Below are 20,547 nucleotides of genomic sequence, written 5' to 3' on the forward strand. Positions count from 1 at the left end.
TAATTTATCCGTTTGATCAACGTGTGGATTCCACAAAATAGAAAGATAAAGATCATTGCGATAAAGCTCCTGTGAAACCATCCGCTCGCGATATTTATCATCTAATTGCTTGGCAAATGCCGATCTGAAAGTCCCATCCGGATAAACGGTTTCACGCTTTCTGATAATATGGCTATAAAGCGCTATCCGTTCATCCGCTATGTTTTTAAACAGATTATTGAGTTGTTCGTGAAGCACATTCAGATCAATAATATCTGCTGTCTCAAAGTTAATGCCTTCAAGTTTAATAACGCTCATGAGAGCGCGTGAATCCAGCGCAATGATGTGTTTATTGACATGGCGCACGTAAGGAATGATCGCCTCTGGTTGCTTTTCACGTTTGTATTGAGCAGCATTCATTATAATTCCTCATAATTACGAATTAATCGTAATGGAGAAATACTTCCCCCACCCCATAGACTAGAGTTTCTGGCAAAAATAGATGTCTTTTGCCATGTCAGAAGAATACGAAATTTATTATGGTCATGCTTTAGGATTTCCTTGAATATGAAATGCATGGCAATACCAATGGTTACAAGAAAAATATTGCCTATCACAATAAACAATACCATCGTTCCTATCGCATTTAATCCCATAGCTTCCACCGTCACGCCCGCAATCATTGCAGGGCGCGTGCAAGCAAGAAATAACGTATCTTCTGTTAGCTTATCGCGCTCTTTCATGGCTTTGACAGACAAAGTTTAACTAGAAAACATTGCTGCGATTTGTGGTGCACCAAAGATAATGCCGATGCCAATACAAACAAAGAAAGCTTTACGCATTTCAACATAACCAGCAATCCATGCAATCCCAACACCGGCAATCGCAATGGTCGCGATTGATTTTGCAATTGGTCCTGTTAAAGCTTCAATTATTTTTTGAAGAGCACTTTCAATTTTTCCGAAGCCGCCATCGGCAAATGCTGGTTCACTCAGTGCGATGAAGGCAATAAACAGCATAAATGCTGTTGTTAACCATTTCTTTTGTGTGTTGGATAGAGTAGTTTTTGGTAAGATGTGTTCACAACTGAACGAATTATTCATGTTTTTCATGAAAAACCCCCACGCTATTTTGAAGTTGAAAATTAATTAATAGTTAAGATATTAATCTAACCTATAAAATGAAAAAACTATTTTTTCTACTATAAAATTAAAAATATTTAATCTTTATCTTAGATAATAGACAAAAATATAGTAATATTCAAAATGATACTTTTAAAATATCTTAGAGAAGCGCCTAAATATATTATATTAATTTATATTATTATTTTTTGATACTTTTATTTCAGTCAACATAATGAAAATTCTTTTTTTTAAAGGATCAGAAAAGACAATAGAAAACCCTGCTTAAAAAGCACAAAATGTTTTATGGTCGAGCAAATTTCAACAACCAGAAGATTGGCGAAGAGATCACGGGAGCTATAATTCCATTGACCATTATTGATAAAACGTTCTCTCAAGCGCTACTGAAAAATCAAGGCAATATTCCACTACGAACTTTATCAGAAAAAAGTTAATCATAATCTACACAGTCCTTAGTGGCAATTCTTGCAAAGAAAAATTATTGTGTTTAGAATTTATTTACTCGTATAGGTTGTTTTCTACAGCGCTGTATAATAGCGTGTTTCCGTGGTTATATGTTATTTCGCTTTGCTGTTATTGTAGGTTGTATTAGGTTGTATTGCCATAAAAAACAGTTGTTTGAAAGCTTTACCATATTGAAAATCTTTTTTTTTTAATATAGCTTTGACCTTGACACGCTTTTTTCGAGCTATGAGTCGTTTCAAATAGAGGGAAATATAATGGCAAAAAAATAAAAACCCAACTGCGTTAACAGAAGGGTTTCTAAAATACCCGTACTACATATACGGTAAATTAAATCCAATAAAGTAATTCCTAATTTAATTTATCGTGAAGCATTCTGCAAGAGAAATTTTGTAGAAAAGGGATATTTTTAGCATTTTTTTGCCTCCAATAGAGAGGTTTTAAAAATTATGGTTAATAAAACATCTGGTAGAAAATTAACTTCAAAGCACTGGGAATATATAAAAATTGCTGATAATACCAATATTGGCCACATTACTAGAAGCCAACTTCTTTTTCTTGTACAAGACTTACCAGTAACTGATCTTATCAAAGGAACAGAAGCCCATTTATTAGCTAAACTTTTGAATACTGTACCAGTTACGCATTTTGAAAAAGGTAAAATTCCAATAGTTTTTAAAAGCAACCATCAAATTGGTCTGGAAATTGGTTGTACGTCTGTTCATGTAAGTAGATTACTTTCACGCCTTTTTGATAAAGGTCTTATTGTGATGCGGGATTCTGGTAATTATAAACGCTATAGTTTTAATTCTGCTAATCATGTACCAATTGCTTGTGGTATTGACCTTAGCATTTTAATCGCGCGTTACCATGAACTTCAGCACTCTATTTTAAAGAGTAAAGAAGAAAAGAAACATCATGATATGGCTGTTAGAACCTTTTGTGGTGTTTGTCGTCGATTACGGCTTCGTATTGAAGAAATAAAATTTACACCTATCGCTACAATGTTTTTTAATCGTATGAATAAAGTTAAATCTGTTCTTGGTTCTCCTTTTAAAGCGTCCACCTTTAAATTGGAAAAAGCTATTAAGCTTTTTAATTGGCTCTTAGAGCGTTTATTTTTTACAAAAATGTTATGCACAAACAACAAAAATGTTATGCAATTACATAATACAACCCCTAACTATAATTGTAATTGTAACAAAAATGAGTGTTCAGATAACTCTGAACACACTCAAACCATTAATGTGACCTCCGGTCATGATAAAATGGCTTATGAAAATATAGAGAAAGGCAAGACCGAAACATCACTTCCCTCAAAAGGTAGTACATTGCCTCAAATTAAGCCGGAGATACTAGAAAAGGCTTTACCAAATGCCGTCTTGTTTTCTGAATATAGTCTCCAAACAGAAAGCGATTTGATACGTTCTATGTATCCTATGTACAGAATGATTAAAGTTTCAGAACATGCCGCTGAACAAGCTACAAAAATCATGGGGCTTAAAAAAACAGCTCTAGCCATTGCCATCATTTTTGAAAAATATGCTAGAGGACTTGTAAAATCACCAGGGGGATATCTCCGCGGCATGATTGATAAAGAAAAAAAGGGAGAATTGTATCTAGAGCGTTCTTTATTTGCTTTATTGAAACAAGCTGATCAAGAAGAAATAAATAGTTTAAACTTAGAAAAAAATCAGAAAATAAAGCTAAACGAAGAAAAAAGCTCTTTGTTTGAGTTTGAACTCAATAAAACGTTAAATAATCTAAAAATGCCAAAGTTTACATAAATAATAATTTATATACGAAATAAATATTTTAATTATTTATCGTTATTTTTTAAAGGCGTAACGGAGGTCGAAAATAGCAAAAATTTTTGATTTTGAAAAAGGAGAAAGAGATAAAATGATCAACTTATCCAGCGGGGATAGTTTGTTGTGACCTCTCTCTCCCAAAAAAGATATATACAAGATATTTTTATTTAGCAATTATTTTATTAGTTTTTTATACTTTTAAAAGAAACATTAAAAATATTAAATATTTTCAGTTAATCCTTATTTTTAATGAGAGGCTATCCGCCTCTCAAACTCTCTGGAACGCTCACCAAAATCATGACATCAGACCCGCGTTCAATGAGAGGACTAACAAGTCTTGGTTCTTAGTGTCAAGGAAACCATTACATGGCGCCTAAAGGCGTCCTTGACAAAGAACCTAACGTCTTGTTTCGTCCATCTCACGCGGCTCCGAAATCATGATTAGAAGGGAGAGCTTTTAGGGCAAATACTACAAAAGAAAGAGATAAAAATTATAAGCTATTTTATGAGATAAATATTTGAAAATATTATAAAAAATGGCAAAAAAAGACAAAAAAATAGTTGACAATAAATGGGTATTTTGTTATATTAATACTTAAGTGATCAAAACACTAATCCTAAAGCGAATAGATTACGAAACAATCTTTCTTTGCTTTTCAAAAACTGACTGTCTTTGTATGTTTTAAAAACGTATAATGATTTTGTCGGGTGTAGTTATGTCATATAATACCCTTATGGGGAAAGCATAACAACAGACTTTAGGCTGTGTTTTGAGCACCCGACGCCTTTATAGGTGTCAATTCAAAACATTATTAACCTAAAGGAGTTCATTATGAACGCTATCTCCAAAAAATATGAATTTACAAATGAAACCAAACAAGTTGGTGATGTTACACTTTATCGCATTCGTGCATTAAGAGACTTTGGTGATGTCAAGGCTGGTGATCTTGGTGGTTTTATTGAGAAGGAAGATAACCTCTCTCATGACGGAAATTGCTGGGTTTACGATAAAGCACGCGTTTTTCAAAATGCAAGGGTTTATGAAAATGGTAAAGTGAAAAGCTTTTTTGTAGACGTTTATGGTGATGCACAAATTTATGGCAATGCTATTTTTGAAGGCATGACAATAAATGATTATTGTGAGGTTTATGGCAACGCCCATATTCAAGACACTGTTGTAATTGAAGGTAATGCAAAAATTTATGATAACGCCTCTGTAAGTGATAATGCTTATATTTCTGATACATCTGTTATTTGTGGTGATGCTCATGTCGGGGGGTATGCCATTGTTGGTGATGGTGCTTATATTTGTGATCATTCCAGTGTCATTGATGATGCTGTTGTGTATGATGCTGTTGTATCTGGCTATTCTTGTATTCATAGCAATGCCTCTTTATCATTTGGTGATCAAATTCATGATGAGGCAATTCCAAGATTTGGTAGTGATGATGATTATTTTTGTGATGAGTATGAGGATGTTGCGTAAATAAAATAGCAGGTGCGGGGGCGCCTGCTTTCAGAGAGCAATGTAAAAACAAAGGTATTAAAATTTCCATTAAACTCAATAAAACATGGAACATAACTGAAATTATAGGTGTTGGAAATGCTCAATCATGATGATATCGAAAGTGTTGAATTTTGTTTTACTGTAAATGGTAAAAAAATAAAATTTGATAAAGAGACTAATGATAAATTAAAGGAAAATATAGATTGGGAGAAATTTTTATCGCAATTATTCGTTGATAAAGAATAATAAGCCCTCTGGGATAAATGCATGTATTTTATAGGGGATATAAAAATGCCAAAAATTTTTATTGTATATAATAATCATACTATTTTAGAACAAACTGAACGTATTCTTTTTAAGCTTGGATTGGAACCATACGTTCTGAAATTTGGTAGTGATGATTTAACTACTATTGAGGATTTTAAACAAGAAATTAGTATGCAAACTAATTCTCCAAAATTTGGTATTGTGTTACTTACTCCCGATGAGATTGGCTATGCAAAATCTGCTGATAAAAAAGACGCACAACCGCGCGCTAATAAAAATGTTATTTTTAAAATGGGTATGTTGTTTCCTATAATTTCTTGCAGAAATATTGCTATTTTAAAACAACGAGATGTTGAAGTGCCTTCAGATTATGAAGGGATTAATTACATTCCTTTTAATGAACACGTAAAAGAGACTCTCCCAAAACTTATTGAACTATTAAACACAGCCGGATTCAATTTAGATACACTTAACGACTGAATTTTTTTTGCATGAAGTATACGCACAGTGTCATTTGAAACGTCATAAATTGCAATATCATAAAAAACGATCATTTTTTATGAACGAAAATTGTATATTTAATTCCTATTTTTTCTATGCAATAATATATCAGTTTTAATCTAAAATAACCTTTTTACTGAAAATGCCAAAATTTTATGCTTATTTACGTGTTTCTCGTGATGGACAAGATACAGAAAATCAAAAATTTGGATTGTTAGAATATGCTAATAAAAATGGCTTTGCACCACTTCATATTGAGGAAGAAATTGCAAGTAGAGGAAAAGATTGGCGTAAGCGTAAACTTGGTGCTTTAATTGAAAAAGCGGAATGTGGTGATGTTTTACTCACACCGGAGTTTTCTCGTATAGCTGGTTCTTCTCTTGCTGTTTTAGAAATTCTCAAAGCAGCCAGTGAACGTGGTTTAATTGTGCATATAACGAAACAAAACCTTATCATGGATGGAAGTTTACAAAGCGATATCATTGCAAACGTATTGGGTATGGTATCGCAAATTGAACGGCATTTAATTCAAACACGCACAAAAGAAGCCTTAAATGTTGCTCGTCAACGAGGAATAAAACTTGGCCGGCCAAAAGGAAGTAAAGCTACGCAATTAAAGCTGGACAATCACATTGATGAAATTCAAGCATTTATAAATGTTGGCTTATCACAGAGCCGTATTGCTAAGACATTAGGAGTCAGTGTGAACACCTTGCGTTTATTTATTGAACGTAAAAACATCACGCTTACAAAAATAAAGCCTATCATTACCATGCCAAAAACATAAAGGTATATTTTAGTATAGTAATATACCCTACGATATAATATCATAAGGTATAGTAAAATTAACTGATAAACTTCTCATAGAGGAAATTAATTTTTTCCTATATCCTCTTTCCAAAATTTTGTGCCATTGTCTATCATTAGAGCTAATTGTAGTGCAGCCTCTGGAACTTTACTTTTTATGATATCTCCTCTCTCTGTTTTAACTTCTGTAAATCCATCACGCTGTATTATATAGGGTTTGTTAAAACTATCTATTTTTTGATTAAAAGTTTCAAAAAAATTGCTAACGTTTTTAAAAACTTTATCGTTATGATTTTGAACGTATTTTTTGGGCATTTTTGCTTCTTATAAAAGGTGTACTTTAATACTTTATTATACCTTATAGTATAATACTATACAATACAATACCATATTCTATTTAGAGAGTAACTAAATGCCTGTCATATCCTTTGCTAATTCCAAGGGGGGGAGTGGAAAAACAACATCTGCTTTGCTCCTTGCTTGTGAACTTGCACATGCTAAACCTGTTACAATTATAGATGCTGATCCTCGCCATCCTATTACCACTTGGTCTGAATTGCCGGGTAAACCAGATAATCTTACTGTCGTTACTAATGAATCTGAAAAAACTATTTTAGATGAAATAGAAATTGCATCTACTAGAGATCCATTCGTAATTGTTGATCTAGAAGGTACAGCATCACGCTTAACTAGTTATGCAATTAGTCAATCTGATTTTGTAATTGTTCCTATGAAGGAACAACAGCAAGACGCTATAGCAGCTATCGAAATTATAAAAGAAATTCACAGAGATATGAAAGCTGTACGGCGTCTTATCGCTTATTCTGTTTTGTTTACGCAATCTAAAGTTGTTGCAAAATCTAGAACTGCTCGTTTTGTATCATCTCAATTTAGAAAAAACCCAGAACTTGATGTTTTTGAAACAGAAATCAATGAACGTGATGCTTTTTCCGCAATCTTTGCAACTGGAGGTTCACATCGTAATCTCAATCCAAAGGAAGTTAATAATTTAGAAACTGCGATTGGCAATGTTGAAGCATTTGTTGCTGAAGTCATTACAAAGCTAAAAAAAGTTCAAGAGAAAGGAAATTAAAGAATGAGTACAGAAAGAAAACCATTAAATTTTTCAGAACTTGATGATTTTAAACCACGACAAACTCAATCTTCTTTAAATATTGTACAACGCAAAGAGATAGATAAGGCAGCAGCTTTCCCAAGTCGTGAACAGTCAGTTGAGATACAATTAAATATCAAAGCTAGCGTAAATATCATTAATCGTTTTAAATTGATGGCTAAACAAGAGCGATATCGTCATGGTGATTTTCTAGAAATATTAATGAATGCTTATAAACAGAGCGATTAGTTTGTACGCTATAATTTTAAAAGTATTCATTTTATTCAGAAAACAAACATAAAACTGCTTTCTGTTTTTTAGGATTAAGTTTTCTAAAACCTTTTAAAAGGAAATATTCTTCTTTACTGGAAATTTCTTCATCATAATGGTACGGAATATTTATTTTTTGTGAAATATCGGTATAAAAAAAGGAGATATGAACATCTAGTATATTAGCGATTTCCTGCAAGCGTCCAGCTCCTACACGATTTGAGCCTTTTTCATATTTTTGGATTTGTTGGAAGCTTACTCCTAATTTGTTTCCTAACTCTGTCTGAGAAATTCCCATTGAAATGCGTTTATGACGAATTCTTTTGCCTACAGAAATATCATTAAAATGTGGAGTTTTCTTTTGCACTTTTAATTCCCCCTACCGGGTGCGAGCGCCCTCGCATTGGTATTCCGGGAGTTAAAAGTACTGAATTCTAGTCAGCTTTTTGCTTTTAGTGCTTAAAGCACTTGGACATAACAAAATCTCCCGGAATTCCGGGAAGTCCATATAATGGACTAATTTATATTCTAGAATTTAGGGCTTTTACTCCCTTATTGATCATTGCGTAGATAACCAATAACTCTCACTCATAAAATAATCTTGGAAGTTTAGCAATAAAAATAGTTTTTTACTTACAAACTATATTTTTAAATGAGAGGCTATCCGCCTCTCAAACTCTCTGGAACGCTCACCAAAATCATGACATCAGACCCGCGTTCAATGAGAGGACTAACAAGTCTTGGTTCTTAGTGTCAAGGAAACCATTACATGGCGCCTAAAGGCGTCCTTGACAAAGAACCTAACGTCTTGTTTCGTCCATCTCACGCGGCTCCGAAATCATGATTAGAAGGGAGAGCTTTTAGGGCAAATACTACAAAAGAAAGAGATAAAAATTATAAGCTATTTTATGAGATAAATATTTGAAAATATTATAAAAAATGGCAAAAAAAGACAAAAAAATAGTTGACAATAAATGGGTATTTTGTTATATTAATACTTAAGTGATCAAAACACTAATCCTAAAGCGAATAGATTACGAAACAATCTTTCTTTGCTTTTCAAAAACTGACTGTCTTTGTATGTTTTAAAAACGTATAATGATTTTGTCGGGTGTAGTTATGTCATATAATACCCTTATGGGGAAAGCATAACAACAGACTTTAGGCTGTGTTTTGAGCACCCGACGCCTTTATAGGTGTCAATTCAAAACATTATTAACCTAAAGGAGTTCATTATGAACGCTATCTCCAAAAAATATGAATTTACAAATGAAACCAAACAAGTTGGTGATGTTACACTTTATCGCATTCGTGCATTAAGAGACTTTGGTGATGTCAAGGCTGGTGATCTTGGTGGTTTTATTGAGAAGGAAGATAACCTCTCTCATGACGGAAATTGCTGGGTTGGTGGTAATGCATGGGCTTTTAGCTACGGTCGTGTTTATGATAACGCTATTGTTTGTGATGATGCTATTGTTTGTGGTCACATTTATGGGAATGCGCATGTATGTGATAAAACCCGCGTGTATGTGGGCGCTCATGTTTATGACGATGCTCATCTTTCTTATAACGCATGGGTTTATCATCATGCACGGGTTTATGGTAATGCAAAATTATCTGGGAGTGCACGTATTCATAGAAATGCAGAAGTTTATGATCATGCTGTTGTTAGTGGCGCAGCGAAAATTTATGGCAAGGTCTATGAAAATGCTAGCGTGGGGTGTCATACTAAAGTTTACGGTTCTGTTTATGGCAATGCGAAGATCTCTGGTTATTTCCATATTAGTGGTAATGTATATGGCAATGCAATAATAAAAAGATCTGCTAGGTTTTCTTTCGTTCCCAGAAATTGTGAGGTTTATGAAGGCGATAATATTGTTAAAACGGTCGCTGAAGTAGCATAAATAACAGGCGCGGGGGGCGCCTGCTTTTTAAAAATTATGTCACATTAAGCACTAAAAAATCATAAAATTGAAATAATTATTTATATAGGTATATAAATAATCGTGAATAAAATAAAACGTATCATATAGCCATAAAGCGTTTTATAGATAAAAATATTGGAGGGGGTAATGGACACTCTATCTACTAATAAATTAAATAAAAAAGAGAAAAATCCAAATTCCAAACAATCAATTTTAATAACTATAATACGTAGAGTGTTTTCTATCGTTTATAAAATATTACATAAGATATTGAAAACGTGCCTTTTTTTTCTTTTCCTTTTTCTTTTGCTTATTCGTAAACCGGTTATTATTTTAACAGAGTTTATAGCAGGGGGGAGTTTGCTGGTGTTATTTATTTTTTTTACTGGATATGTAGCGGGCTCTGCACCTTTTGAACACCAAACAGCAATGGTCATTGGTTATATTGTCTTGATATTTCTAAGTTTAGCTGTCAATTGGGGGTACGATACGCTGCTATTACGGCTAGCTCCTCCTGGTTCTGATCTTATGCTTTTCAAGTAAAAGCTTATTAGAGAATGTTCGTCAAGCTCTCCAATACGATAGAATGGTACTAACAAGAGCTAGTACAAAGAGGATGTATTTTAGGCTGTTTCTGTTTTAAAGCTTGCGCTAAATCATAATTTGTTTGCATAGCTAGCCAAGCACGTGCAGTACTCACACCAGCCATTTCAAGTCTAATAGCGAGATTGGGACTAACAGCAGCTTTTCCATTTAAAACCCTAGAAAAAGCTACACGAGACATACCAAGCCGTTCAGCTGTTTCGGTAACAGATAAACCAAGCTCTACGATTACATCTTCACGCAAGAGTTCTCCAGGATGTGGAGGGTTTTTCATCATTTTTTATCTCTCCTTATTCAATGATAATCTAGATAATCAACTAATTCGACATCTATACCAACAAAACGGAATATTACACGCCAATTTCCATTTACTGTAATTGACCAAAAGCCCTTAAGATCACCTTTTAAAGGATGTAATCGAAAGGACGGATAATTCAAATCATTTGGTGATATAGCTACGTCAAGAGCACTTAGAATACGCCTTAACTTTTGAGTATGAGCAGACTGAATTCCTTTTGTAGTACCAGTAGTGTAGAAGGCTTCAAGCCCTTTATGTTTAAATCCCAAAATCATGATTCACTGTAATGTGTATCGTTATAAAATACAAGAAGAAGTTGTTCATTAAGCTACAATGTTACCATTATTGGTAACATTGTGAAGCGTAACTACTATGCTTTTATTATTTTTCTCTTCTGTATCTGTATATTTTAAGCATCAAAAATGCCTGCTAAAGCAGATTTTTTGAATTGAGGAGGGGGCAGCCTCTTATTTTATAGATAAATGGAGCTAATTATTTTTTTATCTAAGATAATCTTCAAGATCTATTTGATTACTAATGTCCATTTCTAAAGGTTTTTTATTCTCATATACACCTTGAATACCGTCTGCTTTCATGCGATTTTTTAAGTTCTTTCTAAGAGCTATTTTGTGGATTTTAGCACTACCTTTCCAACCAAGGTTTGGGTTGAGACGGTAGGATCTATTAATCCCAATACGAGGACCTTCCAAAAGAATATCCATAGTTATTAGTCTTTTTATGCTTCGATTAAAGTGATGTCTGGTAATACCAACTTTTTTAGCCAATTCCGTTTGATTGACAACTAATAGATTTTCGAAATCAAGACGTGAAGCTAGAATGAAAAACACCTTGAGATCATATCCGTTTAAATTACTTTTCGCTATTATAGCCATCGGATGTTGAGGCATTGCAATCCATTCCTTTTCAAATCCATTTTTACCTTTTAGGTACGACACAAACAACAAAACCTTCCCTATTTCACAATTTATTTGGTATATTTTTTTATCCACGTAGTTAAAAAATCAAATGTTTTTTTCATACTATAAGGTACTGTTTAAGCACCCCTAAAAGCTCTCCCTTCTAATCATGATTTCAGAGCCGCGTGAGAGGGACGAAACAAGCCGTTAGGTTCTTTGTCAAGGACGCCTTTAGGCGCCATGTAATGGTTTCCTTGACACTAAGAACCAAGGATTGTTAGTCCTCTCATTAAACGCGGATCATGATGTCATGATTTTGGTGAGCGTTCCGGAGAGTTTGAGAGGCGGATAGCCTCTCATTTTATTGATTATGGACGAACGAAGTGAGTTCTATTTAGGATATATTATTATTTAGGGGCAAATCTATTTTTGTTAGCAAGAGCCCTTAAATCCTTTCTTCTGAAATATATGGCACGTCCGCAACGAATAGGGGGATGCCCTTGCATGAGAATGATCTGTTCGTCTTTTCGCATTTCTTGGGTAATTTCGTGAGGATAAATTAAAGGTCTCTGCTGGAAATTGAGGCTCTCAGTCCCTTTTGCTCCTGATGTTCCTAGAGATTTGCTTGATCCTTTCACTTCAACAGTCATTTTACCGCATGCCTTTGATATATTTTCAGCTGTTTTAATATCTTTAATAGCGGCATAACTTACAAAAGCACAGCTTTCAAACCATGCCATAGCACCTGATGAACCGAAGTGACGTTCAATTTGTCCTACAGATTGGTAAAAGAGCATGAGAGATATTCCATATTTACGCCCACGGTCACGTGCTTCTTCTAAGATGTTCATATATCCTAAAAGATCAATCTCATCTAAAACAAAGAGGACTCTTTTTTCATAGTTTCCATTAGCGGCTTCCATAGCTTTGAGAAAAGAACCAACAAGAATACGTCCCACACCAGGGTAAGATTTTAGAATTTTTGATGGAATATTCAAAAAGATATCAATATTTCCTTTTGTGATATCAGTTGTTTTAAAGTCTTTACCACTTATAAGGTTGGCATAATTATCAAGGGAAAGCCATTGGGTATCTTTAGAAGCAGTAGCATAAACACCAGAGAAAGTTTGCGGTGCCATATTAGTAAAGACCCCAAGGGTTTCACGAATGAATTGTGATGAAGAACTTGATTGTATAGATTGCAATTTTCCAATTACGGATGGTTCTGGCTCTGATACAATCATACGAAGAGTTTTTAAGTTTTTTGCCTCTAACTTGTATTCATCAGAAAAGACGACATGTGCAAGTAGACCTGTTAACAAATTGTGAGCATGAGAGATAAAAAATTGATCGGTTGAAGTGGATTTATAATTTTCTGAAAGGAGGAGTCGTGCTATTTCTACGAGACCTGCTTCCCTTTCATAAATAGGGATATTTTCATCTAATAACCAATCTAATGGATTAAAAGTTTCTGTTGAATCCCCATGGGGATCAAGAACGTATACTTTTCTTTTTGATTTAACTCTTATTTCTTTTACTATTGGAGCAATTTCAGTTGAAGGGTCAAAAACAACCAGTGGACCGCTATATTTTATGCAAGTAGGAATAACATTACTGGTTGTTTTGTATCCACCAGAACCAGCAAAAAATAACATATGGGTTGAATCAAAATTTTGTTTATATGTTAGTAATGGCTGTGTTCCTCCTTTTCCCCATGTTGTTTTGTCTTGAGGGTCGAAAGGAACATCTGTTACAATATCTTCGTCTACTCGATATCGTTCTCCTATGATGATTTCTCCATTGCTTGGAAAGATGCTTTCTAGTTTTTTCATATTCATCCATTGAGAGTCGCCGAAGATCGTATTTTTTGATTTTTTCAAAGGCGATTTTTTTGGCAACGATAGATTCATCGTGAAACCAAGGATAATAATACCAATGATTGAACCGCTCAAAACCATCCTATCAAAGAAAGGAAAAACATCAGCCCATGTCATGTTATTTTGTCCTACATAAGGACTTAATCTGATATATTCATTTATACTGTAGTAGGCAGCAAAAAGACAAAAGGAGATTAATGATGCTATGGTGATATTTTTTCTTATATGTCTTTTTTGTAATAGAATAAATGAAGAACATGAAAGTGCAATAAGGACGAGAATATCGAGAGGTTTTGAACGAACAAACCAATAAGCATCTGGGGTAGTACCATTTTCTGTAATTTCATTTATTGTTATATTTACAAGAAAAAGAATTATGATTGAAAAGAGGAAAGGGCATATTAAAAATATGATTTGTTTACGATCTAGGTTGTTTATCATTTTGACCCCGCGTATCAGCAAAAGCATGCTGTCCTATTTTTTGTAAATTTTTATATTCATTTGAATTTGTATCAAGTTTTGCAGCATGAATTAAACATCCTAAAATGAAAGACTTATCAGAATTTTTAAGACCAGCCTTTACGACAAGACCGCCTAGAATAATTTTTTCACGTGCATCTTTGCGTCTTATTTCATCACTCAAAAATCTCCTCCTTTTTTCAATTCGTCTTAGTGATTTTATAGAGTTACCAAGATTATTCAGTTTTTTGCTGTTCTTTTTGAAATCGGGCTTTAATCTCCTCGAAAATATTTTTCCATTGATCGTTTGTTATATTTAATTCTGTTAACCCTGCTTCAGATGCTAATAGTGCAATTTTTTCCCCTTCTTGTTTTTTAGCAGCTTTAATTCTTTCAAGAAGTTTTTTACTTTTTTCTTCCAGAGCTTTTTTTTCTTCCATAAGTTTTTCTAAAGATTTACGTGACATTTCAAACTCTCTTTTATTTTTTAATCTTTATTTTTACTTAACAAAATAAATCTCAAATAACAATACTTAATAGTGCGCATTTATGCGCTCCTGAAAATGTCTTTTTTCAAAAGATTTTTGAAGGCGCAATTATACGTTTTAAAATAAAACGTTTTATGCTATAGATTATTTCTGTGAAATAAACACAATTTTTGGTAATTGTATCTTATGGCAAGTACACATTTACAAGCTAAAATTATTGGTGCTGGAAAATCAGCAATTTCGGCGGCTGCCTATCGACATAGGACAAGGATGTTTGATGAGTTAGAAGGATCTCATACGCATAGATATGATAAAGATAGAGACCTTGTACATTCGGAAATAAATATTCCAGAAGGTTCTCCAAAATGGATTACACAACAACTCAGTTATTTTGATACGAATGACAAAAAAAGTGAATGGCTGTGGAACACTGTGCAAAATAGTGAGCGCGTGAATGGACAGTTGGCAAGAGAAATAGTTATAGCGTTGCCATTAGAGTTATCACGAGATCAAAATATTTCTCTTGTACGAGACTTTGTAAAAGAAAACTTTGCATCACGTGGTCTTGTTTCTGATTGGGTTTATCATGACAAGGAAGGAAATCCACATGTGCATATTATGCATACTTTACGTCCAGTTTTAGAAAATGGTTTTGGTCCCAAAAAAATAGCTGTCTTAAATGAAGATGGAACAGTAAAAAAATCTCTTGTTACTATTCGTGATAAACAAGGTAATGCTATAAGAAAAGAAGAGCGTATAGTTTATGAAACCGTCATAGGTCATAAAGATGCATTGAAGGATTTACGCAACTCATGGGGTGAGATTGCAACGAAGCATCTTGCACTTGCAGGTCATGATATAAAAGTAGATATGCGCTCTTACAAAGAGCGTGGTTTATCCATAGAACCGACCATTCATTTGGGGCAATCTGCTTATGCAATGGGTAAAAAAGGACTTGCTAGCAATGCAGTAAGAGCCAATGAAAAAATAAAACAGAAATCTGTAGAGAAAATTAGAGAAAACCCTAATGAAGTATTGAAGTTGATTTCATTTGAGAAGTCGACATTTAATCGTGGTGATCTTGCTAAGATCATTAATAGATATGTTGATAATTCAAATGATTTTAATGATATTATGGTGCGCTTAGAACAAAGCAACAACTTGATTAAAATTAAAGATCATTCCAATCATCATAAAGTGATTTACTCCACAAAGGAAATATTAAAAACCGAATATGATATGGAGCGGAGTGTTGTTTCGTTGTCTCAAACGACAGGACACGGTGTAAAAGATAGACAGGTTTTAGAGGCAATAAAGTCTGTTGAGAATAAAGATAAAAGTAATAGATTTAAATTTTCAGAAGAACAAAAATTAGCCGTTCAACATATTACAGATGATAAAGGTATTGCGGCGGTTGTTGGTTATGCAGGTGCTGGAAAATCCACTCTATTGGAAGCCGCAAATATTGCGTGGGTTAATAGTGGGAAGCGTGTATTTGGAGCAGCTCTTGCGGGGAAGGCTGCGGAAGGTCTTGAAGAATCTTCAAAGATAAAAAGTAAAACTCTTGCTGCGTGGGAATTAGCGTGGAAAAATAAGAAAGATGAATTACGGGTTGGTGATGTTTTTGTCATTGATGAAGCTGGAATGGTTTCTTCAAAACAACTTTCGCATTTTGTCCAAAAAGTTGAAAAAGTAGGCGCAAAAATTGTTCTTGTTGGTGATAATATGCAGTTGCAACCCATTGAGGCTGGAGCGGCATTTCGCGCTGTAGTTGATAATATTGGTTATGTAGAATTATCCGGTATTAGAAGACAAAAAGAAGAATGGGGGCAAGATGCATCACGACAGTTTGCACGTGGACAAGTAAAGGAAGCTTTAGATCATTATAAAAATAGAGGATTCATTCGTGAGATTAAAACGCGTGACCAAGCCATAAATACTCTTGTTAAAGATTGGATGGATACACGAAGGAAAGTAGAACAAAAATGTGAGGAAGAAGGAAAAACTTTACGGGGTGACGAATTACTTGTTCTTGCTCATACAAATGCGTCTGTAAAAAAATTAAATGAAGAAATTCGAACCGCTCTTAAAGATGCTCGTTTACTTAAATTTGAAGATAGTGCAAGCGTCACAAATTTTGATACTCTTAAGGGGCGTAGAGAATTTGTTGTTGGTGACAGAATTATCTTTCTTGAAAATGCTCAATTTGAAGAAAGATATGCCCCAGAATTAGGTAAGCAAAAAGTTAAAAATGGTATGTTGGGAACTGTTTTGTCTACACAAAATGAAAGAGGAAAACCGCTTTTAAAAGTGCGTCTTGACTCTGGTAAGGAGGTTGTTTTCTCCAATCAGACTTATCAAAATATTGATCATGGATATGCGGCTACAGTTCATAAGAGTCAAGGAGTTACCGTTGATAATGTCTTTGTTTTAGCCTCTTCATCTATGGATCAACATCTCTCCTATGTTGCAATGTCTCGGCATAGGCATCAGTCACATCTTTATGTAGCCGAAGAGGATTTTAAAAACGTTCGATTACACGAACACAAACAGGTTAAAGGTACAATCACTGGTGAACTTGTTGAAGCTGGGTATGCTTCTTTTAGTGAAACCGCCAAAACCAAAACACCTTATGCGGATATAGCAACTTTCCGTGGAATTGAACGTGTTTATGGTGTAAATCTTCCCTCTGCGATAGATGGGGCTCGTATTGAGCTTGGTGACAAGATATCACTTCGTCAAGATAAAGAAACTATTGTTGTTAATAATAAAGAAATTAAAAGAAATGTTTTTAATGTTGATTTAATAGAACGCGGTGATCCTTCTTTTGTTGATGCTATCAAGCGGTCTGATCATGCCAATACCTATGAGAAATTGGTAGCAGCTTTTTCTAGATCTGGTGTTAAAACAACAACTCTCGATTTTTCTGAATCTCCTGATTATAGAGATTATATAGCCAAATTTACAAAGAATAGAGGGATTGATGTTTCTCAAGGTTTAGGGGAAAAAATAGCCTCTTACGTTGATTTTAATAAAGAATGGTTGCAAAAACAAAAAGAGAAGATTGAATCCCTTTGGGATAGAGCAAAGACAAGTTTTTCAAAACTTGAAAAAGAAGATCTCAAGGTTGAACAATCACAAAAAGAGTTGAATGTTGCATCAAAAGCAACAGAACGAGAGCCATACCTTGCTGCTTATACGGATAACTCTAATTTAGAACAGAAAGCGCTAAGCGCTCTTAGGAATGAAAAATCTTATGTTAATATGTTTAAGGAGTTAAACAGTCGTTTAGCATCTATTTATAGAGATCCACAAGAGGCTGCCCTTAGGATTGAACAAACGATTTTAGCAGGTAAAGGCGATAAATTATCTGATATTTTGGATAAATCTCCTGATAGAGCGGGTGAACTGCGTGGGTCAGATCGTTTAATCGATAAATTGAAGGCTACAGGAAAAGAACGAAAAGAAGCGCTTTATCATGTTCCTTTTGCACTTTCTTCTATTAAAAAGCTTCAATCCTTTTATAAGAATTCTTATGAGATACATATGGATAGGGTTACACGGGAGCGTGAACAGTTAAAAGTAGAGGTTCCGTCACTTTCACAAGAAGCAGTGACTTTTATGAAAAATGTTGAAGCTGGTCGTGATAATTATTCGAAGATACCAGAGAAGATCAATCAAGAGTTTTTAAAGCTACAAAGTGCTTTAGATAAACGTTTTGGACAGGATGCCATTCATAAACAAGACTTTGACTTGTCAAAAGCGATACCCCAAAATCAGCCTCAAGATAAAAAGCTTGTGAACGAGCTTCAAACAGCAGTTAAATTTTTGCAACAGAGACAACAGGAGCAAATCAATGCGATAGCGCGTGCAATATCAAAAGATGTGATACGGTAAGGTAAGGAATGAAAACTTGCTTCTATAGCTTATTTGAGCTATAATAAATATCAACAAAGGAGAATTTTATGTTGAGTGAAGAGGAAATTAAGCTGCGTCGCCTCTATGCTGAAAATGCATTGGCAAGTCAACGTTTAGAGGGACTGGAACCAGATTCAAAAGTCGTTGAACAAATGGAACGTGTTATTATCGGAGAGCTCGAAACAGGAGATGTAATCAAAGATTTGTTGGAACGGGTAAAACGTGGAGAAGTATAAGGGAAGCGGTGATCCTTATACTAATCCTGAAACTGGTGTGATGTATAACCGACTTGGTATTAAAGACAAAGGCACACTGCAGCGTGTAGAATCTGCTATCGCTTATGTAAAATCTTTCGAATTTGTACATACTCCTATTCGTGGTGAGTTTGATCTCAATCATATGAAAGAGATCCATAGGAAACTGTTTGGTGATATATATGAATGGGCGGGACAAATTCGTTCAGTGGATATTGCCAAAGGCAATAGTATGTTTGCTAGTTATAATCAGATTGAAAGTTATGCACCGAAGATTACGCAACAGCTTGCAAAAGAACAGTATCTGCGTGGTCTTGATATGGACGAATTTAGTCAAAGGGCTGGACATTACATGGGGGAGTTGAATGCGTTGCATCCGTTTAGAGAAGGAAATGGTCGTACACAACGTGAATTTATAGGACAACTTGCTCGTGAAGCTGGTTATCATATCAACTGGAAGGGTATTGATAAACAAGAAATGATAGAGGCATCAATTGCGGCACATTTTGGTAATTCTGACCATCTATCTATACTCATCCGTAATAACCTTACCGAATTTACAAAGAATAGAGAGATTGATGTTTCTCAAGGTTTAGGGGAAAATATAGCTTCTGATGTACAGAACAATAAAGAATTATCCGAAGAACAAAAGGAAAAAATTACAACTGTTTTTAATAAAGTGAAGACAGTTTTTAGCAAACTTGAAAAAGAAGATCCCAAGGTTGAGCAATCACAAAAAGAGTTGAATGTTGCATCAAAAGCAACAGAACGAGAGCCATACCTTGCTGCTTATACGGATAACTCTAATTTAGAACAGAAAGCGCTAAGCGCTCTTAGGAATGAAAAATCTTATGTTAATATGTTTAAGGAGTTAAACAGTCGTTTAGCATCTATTTATAGAGATCCACAAGAGGCTGCCCTTAGGATTGAACAAACGATTTTAGCAGGTAAAGGCGATAAATTATCTGATATTTTGGATAAATCTCCTGATAGAGCGGGTGAACTGCGTGGGTCAGATCGTTTAATCGATAAATTGAAGGCTACAGGAAAAGAACGAAAAGAAGCGCTTTATCATGTTCCTTTTGCACTTTCTTCTATTAAAAAGCTTCAATCCTTTTATAAGAATTCTTATGAGATACATATGGATAGGGTTACACGGGAGCGTGAACAGTTAAAAGTAGAGGTTCCGTCACTTTCACAAGAAGCAGTGACTTTTATGAAAAATGTTGAAGCTGGTCGTGATAATTATTCGAAGATACCAGAGAAGATCAATCAAGAGTTTTTAAAGCTACAAAGTGCTTTAGATAAACGTTTTGGACAGGATGCCATTCATAAACAAGACTTTGACTTGTCAAAAGCGATACCCCAAAATCAGCCTCAAGATAAAAAGCTTGTGAACGAGCTTCAAACAGCAGTTAAATTTTTGCAACAGAGACATACACAAGAGCTAAAAAATGTGATAGCGGAAACAAAGTCAAAAGATGTTTCGCGATAAAGAAATTTAGAACATTAGAAACTTGTTATTATAACTAATTCTATCCACACATAAGAAGGTAACTAAAGGAGTTTTACTATGAGTGTAGCCGTAGATTCAAAAGATGTTGTTCGAGCAAATATAGATAAGAAGTTGAAAAAAGAAGCTGGTGAAATATTAGCAAGTTTAGGACTTACGGTGTCTGATTTCATACGAATTTCTTTAGCTAAAGTTGTTGATGAAAGAGGATTGCCGTTTGATATGGCTGTTTCTAATGCGGAAACGCTTAAAACTTTTGAAAAGAGTAAAAAAGGATAAGATGTATATTTCGCGAAATATATGAATGATTTATTTAAGTGATTTCGACAGTTTTTAAAAAGCATCACGGCGTTTGAAGGGGTCGTAATAGATTTCTGTTACACGAAATTTTCCTTCGAGGCGTTTACATTGGATGATGACATCTATCATCGAGAT

Annotated in this window: 23 protein-coding genes and 2 pseudogenes; 14 read left to right on the forward strand and 11 right to left on the reverse strand. The window is 34.4% G+C overall.

The genetic code is table 11. The features are described from left to right. The 3 genes and pseudogenes from ACFINY_RS08335 to ACFINY_RS08345 form a co-directional block, all read right to left on the reverse strand. Nucleotides 1-399: pseudogene (locus ACFINY_RS08335) on the reverse strand (transporter); the annotation flags it as partial. Beyond that, the gene (locus tag ACFINY_RS08340; RefSeq protein WP_375612438.1) at nt 399-722 is read right to left on the reverse strand and encodes a type IV secretion system protein VirB3; all 324 of its coding nucleotides are present in this window, start codon (nt 720-722) and stop codon (nt 399-401) included. The pseudogene ACFINY_RS08335 and the gene ACFINY_RS08340, both read right to left, overlap by 1 nt. An 18-nt stretch (nt 723-740) precedes the next feature. After that, nucleotides 741-1,091, reverse strand: a complete 351-nt coding sequence (locus ACFINY_RS08345) for a TrbC/VirB2 family protein (protein ID WP_375700992.1) — start codon at nt 1,089-1,091, stop codon at nt 741-743. A 298-nt stretch (nt 1,092-1,389) separates the two neighbouring features. On the opposite strand from ACFINY_RS08345, the pseudogene ACFINY_RS08350 reads away from it, so the two are divergent. The 6 genes and pseudogenes from ACFINY_RS08350 to ACFINY_RS08375 all read left to right on the forward strand — a co-directional run. After that, nucleotides 1,390-1,482 (forward strand): annotated as a pseudogene (locus ACFINY_RS08350) (nuclease); the annotation flags it as partial. 550 nt (nt 1,483-2,032) lie between these two features. Next, nucleotides 2,033-3,370, forward strand: coding sequence for a replication initiation protein RepC (repC, locus tag ACFINY_RS08355; protein ID WP_375612428.1), 1,338 nt, complete (start codon nt 2,033-2,035; stop codon nt 3,368-3,370). A gap of 856 nt (nt 3,371-4,226) precedes the next feature. Next, nucleotides 4,227-4,880, forward strand: a complete 654-nt coding sequence (locus tag ACFINY_RS08360; RefSeq protein ID WP_375612427.1) for a hypothetical protein — start codon at nt 4,227-4,229, stop codon at nt 4,878-4,880. A 117-nt stretch (nt 4,881-4,997) separates the two neighbouring features. Beyond that, on the forward strand, nt 4,998-5,147 hold the full coding sequence (locus tag ACFINY_RS08365) for a hypothetical protein (protein ID WP_375612426.1): 150 nt from the start codon (nt 4,998-5,000) through the stop codon (nt 5,145-5,147). Between the two features lie 45 nt (nt 5,148-5,192). After that, nucleotides 5,193-5,648: a TIR domain-containing protein gene (locus ACFINY_RS08370; protein ID WP_375612425.1), complete on the forward strand. Its 456-nt coding sequence runs from the start codon at nt 5,193-5,195 to the stop codon at nt 5,646-5,648. Between the two features lie 163 nt (nt 5,649-5,811). Continuing rightward, complete coding sequence (locus ACFINY_RS08375) at nt 5,812-6,456, forward strand: recombinase family protein (RefSeq protein WP_375612424.1); 645 nt, start codon at nt 5,812-5,814, stop codon at nt 6,454-6,456. An 86-nt stretch (nt 6,457-6,542) separates the two neighbouring features. On the opposite strand, the gene ACFINY_RS08380 is transcribed toward ACFINY_RS08375, so the two are convergent. Then, nucleotides 6,543-6,791 carry a hypothetical protein gene (locus tag ACFINY_RS08380; protein WP_375612423.1) on the reverse strand — a complete coding sequence of 83 codons (249 nt, stop codon included), beginning with the start codon at nt 6,789-6,791 and terminating at the stop codon, nt 6,543-6,545. A gap of 97 nt (nt 6,792-6,888) precedes the next feature. Here ACFINY_RS08380 and ACFINY_RS08385 point away from each other — a divergent pair, with 97 nt between their 5' ends. Together ACFINY_RS08385 and ACFINY_RS08390 are read left to right on the forward strand one after the other, a co-directional pair. Further along, nucleotides 6,889-7,569 carry a ParA family protein gene (locus tag ACFINY_RS08385; RefSeq protein ID WP_375612422.1) on the forward strand — a complete coding sequence of 227 codons (681 nt, stop codon included), beginning with the start codon at nt 6,889-6,891 and terminating at the stop codon, nt 7,567-7,569. Between the two features lie 3 nt (nt 7,570-7,572). Beyond that, nucleotides 7,573-7,839, forward strand: a complete 267-nt coding sequence (locus tag ACFINY_RS08390; protein WP_375612421.1) for a hypothetical protein — start codon at nt 7,573-7,575, stop codon at nt 7,837-7,839. Nucleotides 7,840-7,870: 31 nt separating this feature from the next. Here ACFINY_RS08390 and ACFINY_RS08395 read toward each other — a convergent pair whose 3' ends face one another. After that, nucleotides 7,871-8,227 (reverse strand): helix-turn-helix domain-containing protein, encoded by a 357-nt coding sequence (locus tag ACFINY_RS08395; RefSeq protein ID WP_375612420.1) that lies wholly within the window; start codon nt 8,225-8,227, stop codon nt 7,871-7,873. Between the two features lie 868 nt (nt 8,228-9,095). Between ACFINY_RS08395 and ACFINY_RS08400 the strand changes: the two genes are divergently transcribed. Together ACFINY_RS08400 and ACFINY_RS08405 are read left to right on the forward strand one after the other, a co-directional pair. Then, nucleotides 9,096-9,764, forward strand: a complete 669-nt coding sequence (locus ACFINY_RS08400; protein ID WP_375612419.1) for a hypothetical protein — start codon at nt 9,096-9,098, stop codon at nt 9,762-9,764. 387 nt (nt 9,765-10,151) lie between these two features. Continuing rightward, a complete protein-coding gene (locus tag ACFINY_RS08405; protein WP_375612418.1) occupies nt 10,152-10,328 on the forward strand; it encodes a hypothetical protein in 177 nt (58 codons plus the stop codon). Nucleotides 10,329-10,377: 49 nt separating this feature from the next. On the opposite strand, the gene ACFINY_RS08410 is transcribed toward ACFINY_RS08405, so the two are convergent. The 6 genes from ACFINY_RS08410 to ACFINY_RS08435 form a co-directional block, all read right to left on the reverse strand. Then, the gene (locus ACFINY_RS08410) at nt 10,378-10,665 is read right to left on the reverse strand and encodes a HigA family addiction module antitoxin (protein WP_375612417.1); all 288 of its coding nucleotides are present in this window, start codon (nt 10,663-10,665) and stop codon (nt 10,378-10,380) included. A gap of 17 nt (nt 10,666-10,682) precedes the next feature. Further along, a complete protein-coding gene (locus ACFINY_RS08415) occupies nt 10,683-10,961 on the reverse strand; it encodes a type II toxin-antitoxin system RelE/ParE family toxin (protein ID WP_375612416.1) in 279 nt (92 codons plus the stop codon). A gap of 225 nt (nt 10,962-11,186) precedes the next feature. Further along, nucleotides 11,187-11,696, reverse strand: a complete 510-nt coding sequence (locus ACFINY_RS08420; RefSeq protein ID WP_375700993.1) for a replication/maintenance protein RepL — start codon at nt 11,694-11,696, stop codon at nt 11,187-11,189. A 314-nt stretch (nt 11,697-12,010) separates the two neighbouring features. Further along, nucleotides 12,011-13,921 (reverse strand): Ti-type conjugative transfer system protein TraG, encoded by a 1,911-nt coding sequence (gene traG / locus ACFINY_RS08425; protein ID WP_375612414.1) that lies wholly within the window; start codon nt 13,919-13,921, stop codon nt 12,011-12,013. Then, the gene (locus ACFINY_RS08430; protein ID WP_375612413.1) at nt 13,899-14,123 is read right to left on the reverse strand and encodes a conjugal transfer protein TraD; all 225 of its coding nucleotides are present in this window, start codon (nt 14,121-14,123) and stop codon (nt 13,899-13,901) included. Before ACFINY_RS08430 ends, traG begins: the two co-directional genes overlap by 23 nt. A 52-nt stretch (nt 14,124-14,175) precedes the next feature. Continuing rightward, nucleotides 14,176-14,406 (reverse strand): TraC family protein, encoded by a 231-nt coding sequence (locus ACFINY_RS08435; protein WP_375612412.1) that lies wholly within the window; start codon nt 14,404-14,406, stop codon nt 14,176-14,178. Nucleotides 14,407-14,613: 207 nt separating this feature from the next. Between ACFINY_RS08435 and traA the strand changes: the two genes are divergently transcribed. From traA to ACFINY_RS08455, 4 genes are all read left to right on the forward strand, one after another. After that, nucleotides 14,614-18,324, forward strand: a complete 3,711-nt coding sequence (gene traA, locus ACFINY_RS08440) for a Ti-type conjugative transfer relaxase TraA (RefSeq protein WP_375612411.1) — start codon at nt 14,614-14,616, stop codon at nt 18,322-18,324. Nucleotides 18,325-18,392: 68 nt separating this feature from the next. Further along, nucleotides 18,393-18,581, forward strand: a complete 189-nt coding sequence (locus ACFINY_RS08445; protein ID WP_375612410.1) for an antitoxin VbhA family protein — start codon at nt 18,393-18,395, stop codon at nt 18,579-18,581. Further along, entirely contained in the window at nt 18,568-20,094 is a 1,527-nt protein-coding gene (vbhT, locus tag ACFINY_RS08450; RefSeq protein WP_375612409.1) for a type II toxin-antitoxin system protein adenylyltransferase VbhT, read from the forward strand. The genes ACFINY_RS08445 and vbhT overlap by 14 nt, the downstream gene beginning before the upstream one ends. A gap of 78 nt (nt 20,095-20,172) precedes the next feature. Next, entirely contained in the window at nt 20,173-20,391 is a 219-nt protein-coding gene (locus ACFINY_RS08455; protein ID WP_375612408.1) for a type II toxin-antitoxin system RelB/DinJ family antitoxin, read from the forward strand. Nucleotides 20,392-20,547 lie beyond the last annotated feature (156 nt).

Origin of the sequence: Bartonella sp. AA23NXGY (genome assembly GCF_042197165.1) — a bacterium.
GTDB lineage: Bacteria > Pseudomonadota > Alphaproteobacteria > Rhizobiales > Rhizobiaceae > Bartonella.